Genomic DNA, 8,438 nt, shown 5'->3' on the forward strand with positions numbered 1-8,438 from the left:
ATATTTGTTTCTATCATCTGTCATGATAAAAATGTGACAATAGACAGATGGAATGAAAGGGCTTAATTGATACAATAATGGTGTCAAAAAGAGGAGGGGAAAAAAGAAATGAAATACTTAGTCTTGGTAAGTCATGGACAATTTGCTGATGGATTAAAAGATGCACTTTCCATGTTAGCAGGAGAACGTGATGATGTTTTATCAGCTGGTTTAAAAAATGGAAAAAGTGCTGATGAATTCGCTGAAGAATTTTCACATGTTATTGAGGGTATTCATCAAGATGATGAAATCATTTTATTAGGTGATTTGATTGGTGGATCTCCACTGACAACAGCTATGAATGTAATCGCTGAAAAAGGATTAAGTGAACATTGTGCAACAATAGGTGGAATGAATTTACCACTTGCTTTAACAACAGTATTGATGAAAGATACAATGGCACGTGATGACCTTGTTGTACAAGTTTTAAATGAAGCACAAAGTGCTTTAAAAGAATTTAAAGTTGTTAATGATGATGAAGATGATATTTAAAGGAGGAGAATAATATGTCAGTTTCATTTATTCGTATTGATGATCGTATGATTCATGGGCAAACATGTACACGTTGGGCTCGTGAATATCCATGTGATGGATTGATTGCTGTGAATGATAAAGCAGCTAAAAATGATGTGTTAAAAGCTGCTTATAAAGCTGCCAGTGGAAAGAAAACATTTGTCTGGACATTGGATGATTTTCAAAAAAAGGCACAAAAGGTTTTAGATAGTGATACAAGATATTTCTTGATTACTAAAAACCCAGTTGATATGTGTAAAATTTTAGTGGATCAAGGGTTCAAATGTGGTATTGATACAGTCATTGTTGGACCATGTAATGATCGAGAAGGGGCAGTCAAATTAGGAAATAACCAGTCTATTACACAAGAAGAAGCAGATGCTTTCGAGAAAATTGCTAAAGCTGGTTATAAAATCAAATTTGCCTTATTACCAGATGTTTCTATTGGAACATGGGATGATTTTAAAGGAAAATTTGGATATTAAAAAATAAAGGGGAGGTTTCATTATTATGGAAATTAGTTGGATTCAAGCTGCCTTACTTGGACTCTTTGCCTGTTTATCAAGTATGCCAGGTTTAGGTGGAACATCAATTGGTAACTACACCTTAGGTAGACCATTAATTGGTGGATTGGTATGTGGTATTATTTTAGGAGATATTTATTCAGGTATTTTAGTTGGGGTAGCGATGCAAGTCGTTTATATTGCTTTAGTTACACCTGGAGGAACTGTTTCAGCTGACGTTCGTGCTGTAAGTTACATTGGAATTCCACTAGCTATGATTGCATTAAAGAGCTATGGTTTAGATGCCGGAAGTGCAGATGGACAAGCTATGGCAACTTCATTTGGAACAATGGTTGGAACTTTAGGAACTGTTTTGTTTTATGGAACAGCAACAATCAATCTTGTATGGCAACATATGGGATGGCGTGCTGTAGAAAAAGGTGATTTCAATAAATTATATGTTGTCAATATGGGATTACCTTGGATTTCACATATTCTTTGTTCATTTATCCCAACTTTGATTATGTGTAAGATGGGAGCTCCAATGGTAGAATTAATTAAAAATTATTTACCAATGGATGGTATTGCAATGATGACATTATTTACTGTTGGATCATTACTTCCATGTGTTGGAATTGCGATTTTATTGAAACAGATTGCAACAAAAGCAGTTGACTTTATTCCATTCTTCTTTGGATTTACTCTAGCAGCAGCATTAGGTATTAACCTTGTATCTGCAACAGTGATTGCCGGAATGTTTGCTTTAATTAACTATCGTATTAAAATGTTAGCAATCAATAAGCCAGCAGCTGCATCAGAAACTGATGATGATGACGAGGAGGATATTTAAGATGGAAAAGAAATTAACAAAAAAGACTCTGACAAAGTCATTTCATAATTGGTATTATGGAAACTTAACATGTTTCTCTCAGGAACATATGCAAACTTTTGGATATTTATGTTCAATGCTTCCTGTTGTTAATGAATTGTATGACAAACAGGAAGATAAAGCCAAAGCTATGCAAACTTATACAGCTTTCTTTAATACAGAACCACAAATTGGTTCAGTCATTGTTGGTATGACAGCTGGTTTGGAAGAAGCGCGTGCCAATGGTGATGATGTAGATGATGAAACAATTAATGGTTTACGTGCTGGGTTAATGGGACCTTTAGCTGGAATTGGAGATTCATTAGTTGTTGGTACAGTCATTCCTATTTTATTAGGCGTTGCATTAGGAATGTCTGATGGGGGATCACCTTTAGGAGCTATCTTCTATATCATTGTTTGGAACTTATTTGCTTACTTTGGAATGAAATTCTTATATTTCAAAGGATATGAATTAGGTGGGAAAGCCGTTGATTTCTTAGTTGGACCTCAAGGAGAGGCTTTAAGAGAGTCAATTACAATGTTAGGTGGTATTGTTATTGGGGCTGTAGCAGCAACTTGGGTATCAGTTTCAACAAGTTTTACTTTGACAGCTGAAGGGGCCACAGAACCATACTTGAATTTACAAAAAACTTTGGATAGTGTTTATCCAGGATTTTTAACGGCAGCATTTGTTATGCTTTGCTGGTATTTACTTGCTAAAAGAAAAATGTCACCAATCAAAGTTATGTTATTACTTGTTGTGATTGCATTTGTTGGTGTATTAGTTGGATTCTTTAATCCAGGTTTACAATATTAATCAAAGGAGACGATATCATGGATGCCAAACTGAAAAAAGCATATATAGCAGAAGTACAATATCAAACAAAAATGTTAAATCATTTAAAAAAATGGTTAAGAAATCTTATTATATTTTCTTCAATTTCTTTCGTTCTTGTTCTCTTTGGTTCATCCATTCATCCATTTATACAAGTTCTAGGAGTTATACTTTTGATTATCAGCATCCTCTCTTGTGTTCTTGTAGGACTTGGCTATAAAAACGGATATGATAACGTTCAAAAAATCATTAATCAGATCAAATAGTGGATTGTTATTAAACAATCCCTTTTTGTATAAAGGAGAAATATTATGTATCAGGCTATTTTTAGTGATGTTGATGGAACACTTTTAAATCAAAATCATCAAGTCACACCATTGACACAAAAAGCACTTCATCAATTGATGGAAAGAAATATTCCTTTTGTTGTGGTTTCAGCACGTAGTCCATCAGGTATTTTCCCTATACTTAAAGATTATCAATTGAAAGCATCAATTATTGCCTATAATGGAGCTTTGGTTATGGATCAGCAGCGATATATTTTAGCAGAAAAAGGTATGGTCACGACAACAGCATTACAAGTTTTAAAAGAACTGGAAACATTTGATGTCGCATGGTGTGTTTATTCTTTTGATCAATGGTTTGTTAAAAGTCGTCATGATGAGCGTATTTTAAGAGAAGAAAGTATAGTGAAAGCACAATCTTTAGAAGCCACTCTAGAAGACTTACAGACATTATCAACAGTTCATAAAATTCTTTGCATTTGTCATTCATCAGATATTTTCACCATCGAACAACATCTCCAACAAGCTTTTCCTCAATGTACGATTGTTCGATCTTCTGATATTCTGATTGAAATTGTAGATTTAGGAATTAATAAAGCCAAAGCAGTTCAAAAGCTTTGTCAATTATGGCGTATACCATTAAAAAATGTTGTTGCATTTGGCGACCAGTATAATGATTTAGATATGTTGATGGAAGTTGGTTATGGCTGGGCAATGGGGAATGCTCCTGTAGATATTCAAAAGAAAGTCGGAAGAGTCACTCAGGATAATAATCATGATGGCATTTATCATGCTTTAAAAAGTTTAGATAAAAAGGAAGAACATGGGATGTAATACATTTCATGTTTTTTTGACGGGAAAAATAATAAAATTATTTTATTGTAACTATTAACATTACAACAAGTAGATATATAATAAAGTTGTAATAAGAAATGTTACAACAAAATGAAGGAGGAAAACTTATGAAAATTGCAGTTGTTTATGCCAACGGAAGAGCTGGAAGATTAGTTGTTAAGGAAGCGGTAGAAAGAGGATTGGATGTAACAGCCGTTGTTAGAGAAGATAATCAAAGTGTTGCCCCTCATGTGATTAAAAAAGATTTATATGATCTTACAAAGGAAGATTTGGCTGGTTTTGATGTTGTGGTAGATGCATTTGGTGCATGGGCTCCAGAAAAACTTCCAGGACATAGTACGTCATTAAAACATTTATGTGATATTTTTATCAGGAACAGACATCAGATTATGTATTGTTGGTGGTGCAGGAAGTCTATATGTGAATAAGGAACATACATTATGTGTTGCAGATGGAGCAGATTTTCCAGAAATATTTAAACCTTTAGCTTCAGCTATGGTCAAAGCATTAGGTGAATTAAGATAAAGACATGATGTGAAATGGACATATATCAGTCCGGCTGGAGATTTCCAGGCCGAAGGAGAAAGAACTGGTCAATATATTTTAGGTGGAGAAGAATTGACATTGAATGAAAAAGGAGAAAGCATTATTTCATATGCTGACTATGCTATTGCAATGGTAGATGAAATCACAAAAGGAAATCATATCCAACAAAGAATCAGTGTTGTGAGAAAATAAGTCCGATCATTTCGGACTTTTTTCGTATCTTGTTTATCTTTTTTATGAGTGCTATAATTTGATTAATGGAAATAGAATTTTAAGAATATCCATATTGAGAGGAGGAAAGAAGATGTCAAATCAAAAACCTATTCCAGGAACAAATGGAAACCATTATGTACCTTATGATGAAAGAAGTGGAAAAGAATCTATCGTTTATTTTACAAGAGATCTTTCAGCAAAAGGATTATTAAAAGTTTATAATCGTATTCAGGAACATTTAAATGGAAAAGTTGCAGTGAAGCTTCATACCGGAGAACAACATGGACCTAATATTATTCCTCGTCCATGGGTAGAAGAGTTAATCAAAACACAGTTACCAGATGCGACAATTGTGGAAACAAATACGTATTATGAAGGAGATCGTTATACAACAGATCAGCATCTTGAAACATTAAAAGTGAATGGATGGACATTCTGCCCAGTTGATATTATGGATGCTGATGGAACAGTCGATTTACCGGTGAAAGATGGAAAATGGTTTGATCATATGACAATGGGAAAGAACATTGTGAACTATGATTCTATGCTTGTTTTAACGCATTTTAAAGGACATACACAAGGTGGTTTTGGAGGATCCAATAAAAATATTGGTATTGGCTGTGCTGATGGACGTATTGGAAAAGCCATGATTCATACCACACCTGGTTCTGATGATATGTGGGATATTGCGAAAGAAGAATTTATGGAACGTATGACAGAATCAGCAAAAGCTGTTGTTGATCACTTTGGAGATCAGATTGTCTTTATCAATGTGATGCGTAATATGTCTGTTTCTTGCGACTGTGAAGGAACAGCTGCAGCACCAGTTGTCACACCAAATGTTGGTATCTTAGCTTCATTAGATATCCTTGCGATTGATCAGGCATCAGTAGATTTAGTCTATGCCATGAAAGAAGAAGACCATCATGATTTGGTTGAAAGAATAGAAACACGTCATGGTTTACGTCAATTATCATATATGAAAGAATTACACATGGGAAATGATAAATATCTTCTTATTGATGTGGATCATGATGATCAACAAATCTCTTTAGAAGATGCTGTTAAAGATGTTGTTCCTTTTACAAAGTAATATAAGTTCAGGGAGTTTTTCCTTGAACTTTTTTTATGCACAGGCAATCAATGACAGAACATCATCAAAGGACATATTATTCATATCGTTGACATATCTTTCCATACGTTGAGCATAATCTTCTTCGCTCATATTATCCGGATTATCCAAGTGTATAGTCTTCTCTATGACAGGACTATATTTTCCTTCATCGGTTCCATATCCTAGATAGTCTGTATAATAGACAAAGTGCTGTTTATTGTCTTTATCTGTATGTAAATATAATGAAAGTCCTAGATTGATATTATTCTTTTCTACCATAATAGAATTAATAAGTTTAACTGACAATATTTTCCCTCCGCCAACAACAAAAGGAGTCTATGAGACTCCTGTGGCAAGGAATAGTATATCACATTAAATGCTTGTTGTATGAAATTTATCAAAAAAATTGTTCATAAAACTTTCATATTTTTTCCATCTATTATCCACATTTTTATAATAATATGAATTTATAAAGTGGAAAGGAGAAAAACAATGAAGAAAGTATTTACGATGATTTTATCAGGTATCATGGTGTTTTCAATAACAATCGGAAACGTTATGGCTTCAAATGAAAATCCTGCCATACAGTATACAGAAAACACCATAAATAATCCATATTTAGAATTGAATGAGATTATTCCTGTAATCAATGAAAAAAGTATTGAATTGAAGGGAACGACGAATCCGTTATATTGGGAGTTTAAGAATTTTGATAATGCTATAGCTATCATGAAATCCTATAATCAGGATAAAATCGACTTATCAGAATTAACGATTCATAATTGTGAAAAATATGCAGAGGAATTCGAAAAGTTATATACAATAGATGAAGTGGCTCAAGATAAACAGCTTAAGATTTTAAGTCAATTTTTTACAGTCTGTAGAAATCATATTATGAACAAAGAAATATTAAGTCTATATAATCAAAAAGATTATCAATTTGATGAATTAGTGATATTGTTACCATACACGAGTCCAGTCATTGAAAAGGTTATAAATTCAAATGCAACTTTAAGAATGGCTCCAAGAAGTATAAGTGCAAGAGATAGAAGAATCATGCAGCAAAATAGATACGCAAGGGTATATGGCGATAAACCAAATAGAAAAAAGTATACGTATTATGAAGGAGAAAATAGGGGAGATTGTACAAACTTTGTTTCACAGATTTTAGTTGCTGGAGGAATAAAGACAAATAACACATGGAAACCTTATACAAGAACCTGGATAAATGCACATGCTTTTGTTTTATACTGGTATATGAAAACAGGAGCTAAAAACGGATATTCTAACTTTGCTTCAATATCTAAGACTCTTAAAGCAGGAGATATTATAGGAGCTGATTGGGGTGGAGATGGCCATTATGACCATTGTGCATATGTTGTTGCTGACGGACCTAAAACATCAGCCGGATATTATGATGTGACGATAGCACAACATACTCCAAATTATGTTGCAAAAGCTTCTCAGAAAGGTTGGAAGGATTTAAAGAAAGGATTATATGTAAGATTAAGAATATAGTATGAAAAATAAAACAAAAGGAATCATATTAGGACTGATTGTCGCTATATCACTTGTTGCTATGTTTTTGAATCAACCCATCAAAACAAAAAAAGAAATTCGTTATAACGAAACACATAAAGAAGAAGATGTCCATATGATTATGGACGACGCCATCAAAAGTTATAAGAACGATAATTCAAAAGTCTATAGCGTGTATTATGACGAGAATAAAAGCAAAGAAATGGAAGCTGAGTATGTCAAAAAAGGCAGTTATCGAGAAGTGATAATCGTCTATGTGGAATTTAAGACTTCGTTTTTCAATGCTCCTGAGCAATTAGGCAATAATCACTATTATTTTGATTATATGTATATAGCCGGAAAGACTGCAGAGGCGACTTGGGAATGGATTGATGGTGGATATGTTTAATAGTTTCAAAAAATCAATTGGTAGTTATTTCTAACTACCTTTTTTATATTATAGGAATTTGGTTTCGTTTGGTTGATAAACGCTTAAAGCAAATATTAACAATGAGCAAAATAAAAAGTAATGCACCAGCATTACTCTATTTTTCTGCATGCAAAAACGTAACCAGATATATCATTTCTTGACCTGGTGCATTGTTCCTTTTCCACATTTCATGCAGATGCATGACAGTTCATCATCTCCATCAGCCTCCGCTATTTCACTTAATATGTATCCGTCAAGTTCCATTTCACATCCGCATCTGTCACATTTCATAAGCACCTTATATGACTCATATGTGTCATCATGGAGAAGCATTTCATCAACTTCTTCTGGCGTTAATGGTTTGACTTCTGAGATATTTTGATGTGTAGATGCATCTTTCTTTGTACGGGATGTCATTCTTCCGTCCTCCTCCGAAGGGATTATATGTTTCAGCATAATTCATGATCATTCCACATCTGCATTTGATGGGATCCCTCTGAAATGATTGTATCATAAAATAACGGAAATGTGTCTTCTGGATTTGAATTTTTGCGATGGCCTGTCTTTCCTTTTTGTACTGTGTTTCCTTTTTCTGCTTATGAGCCAGAAGCTCAGCCATTCTATTGTAATGTCTGGTCGACCAGTTGGAATAGAATCCATAGTAGCGAGTCATCTTGAAGTTTTCATCCGGACAGTGTCTGATGACTTTTTGGATGAATC

General features: G+C 33.8%; 13 protein-coding genes. 11 read left to right on the forward strand and 2 right to left on the reverse strand.

Annotation, left to right across the window (positions count from 1 at the left end):
- Positions 1-108: 108 nt before the first annotated feature.
- From ACESR5_RS09770 to ACESR5_RS09810, 9 genes are all read left to right on the forward strand, one after another.
- Entirely contained in the window at positions 109-531 is a 423-nt protein-coding gene (locus ACESR5_RS09770; RefSeq protein ID WP_373155356.1) for a PTS sugar transporter subunit IIA, read from the forward strand.
- A 14-nt stretch (positions 532-545) separates the two neighbouring features.
- On the forward strand, positions 546-1,037 hold the full coding sequence (locus ACESR5_RS09775) for a PTS sugar transporter subunit IIB (protein WP_087244267.1): 492 nt from the start codon (positions 546-548) through the stop codon (positions 1,035-1,037).
- Between the two features lie 25 nt (positions 1,038-1,062).
- Positions 1,063-1,905 carry a PTS sugar transporter subunit IIC gene (locus ACESR5_RS09780; protein ID WP_289527964.1) on the forward strand — a complete coding sequence of 281 codons (843 nt, stop codon included), beginning with the start codon at positions 1,063-1,065 and terminating at the stop codon, positions 1,903-1,905.
- Position 1,906: 1 nt separating this feature from the next.
- Positions 1,907-2,740 carry a PTS system mannose/fructose/sorbose family transporter subunit IID gene (locus ACESR5_RS09785; RefSeq protein WP_087936073.1) on the forward strand — a complete coding sequence of 278 codons (834 nt, stop codon included), beginning with the start codon at positions 1,907-1,909 and terminating at the stop codon, positions 2,738-2,740.
- 17 nt (positions 2,741-2,757) lie between these two features.
- The gene (locus ACESR5_RS09790) at positions 2,758-3,024 is read left to right on the forward strand and encodes a hypothetical protein (RefSeq protein ID WP_087244270.1); all 267 of its coding nucleotides are present in this window, start codon (positions 2,758-2,760) and stop codon (positions 3,022-3,024) included.
- 45 nt (positions 3,025-3,069) lie between these two features.
- Positions 3,070-3,876 carry a Cof-type HAD-IIB family hydrolase gene (locus ACESR5_RS09795; protein ID WP_087297522.1) on the forward strand — a complete coding sequence of 269 codons (807 nt, stop codon included), beginning with the start codon at positions 3,070-3,072 and terminating at the stop codon, positions 3,874-3,876.
- A gap of 128 nt (positions 3,877-4,004) precedes the next feature.
- Positions 4,005-4,325 (forward strand): NAD(P)H-binding protein, encoded by a 321-nt coding sequence (locus ACESR5_RS09800; protein ID WP_373155359.1) that lies wholly within the window; start codon positions 4,005-4,007, stop codon positions 4,323-4,325.
- Positions 4,326-4,431: 106 nt separating this feature from the next.
- A complete protein-coding gene (locus ACESR5_RS09805; RefSeq protein WP_373155361.1) occupies positions 4,432-4,635 on the forward strand; it encodes an NAD(P)-dependent oxidoreductase in 204 nt (67 codons plus the stop codon).
- Positions 4,636-4,747: 112 nt separating this feature from the next.
- On the forward strand, positions 4,748-5,749 hold the full coding sequence (locus ACESR5_RS09810) for a DUF362 domain-containing protein (protein WP_373155364.1): 1,002 nt from the start codon (positions 4,748-4,750) through the stop codon (positions 5,747-5,749).
- A gap of 33 nt (positions 5,750-5,782) precedes the next feature.
- On the opposite strand, the gene ACESR5_RS09815 is transcribed toward ACESR5_RS09810, so the two are convergent.
- Positions 5,783-6,076, reverse strand: a complete 294-nt coding sequence (locus tag ACESR5_RS09815) for a hypothetical protein (protein WP_087244274.1) — start codon at positions 6,074-6,076, stop codon at positions 5,783-5,785.
- Between the two features lie 186 nt (positions 6,077-6,262).
- Here ACESR5_RS09815 and ACESR5_RS09820 point away from each other — a divergent pair, with 186 nt between their 5' ends.
- Positions 6,263-7,288, forward strand: a complete 1,026-nt coding sequence (locus ACESR5_RS09820; RefSeq protein ID WP_178830848.1) for an amidase domain-containing protein — start codon at positions 6,263-6,265, stop codon at positions 7,286-7,288.
- A 1-nt stretch (position 7,289) separates the two neighbouring features.
- On the forward strand, positions 7,290-7,697 hold the full coding sequence (locus ACESR5_RS09825) for a hypothetical protein (RefSeq protein WP_087297525.1): 408 nt from the start codon (positions 7,290-7,292) through the stop codon (positions 7,695-7,697).
- 171 nt (positions 7,698-7,868) lie between these two features.
- On the opposite strand, the gene ACESR5_RS09830 is transcribed toward ACESR5_RS09825, so the two are convergent.
- Positions 7,869-8,135, reverse strand: coding sequence for a hypothetical protein (locus ACESR5_RS09830; RefSeq protein WP_373155369.1), 267 nt, complete (start codon positions 8,133-8,135; stop codon positions 7,869-7,871).
- Positions 8,136-8,438: the final 303 nt, after the last annotated feature.

Source organism: Clostridium sp. AUH-JLR23 (genome assembly GCF_964238065.1).
Lineage (GTDB): Bacteria > Bacillota_I > Bacilli_A > Erysipelotrichales > Coprobacillaceae > Allocoprobacillus > Allocoprobacillus merdigallinarum.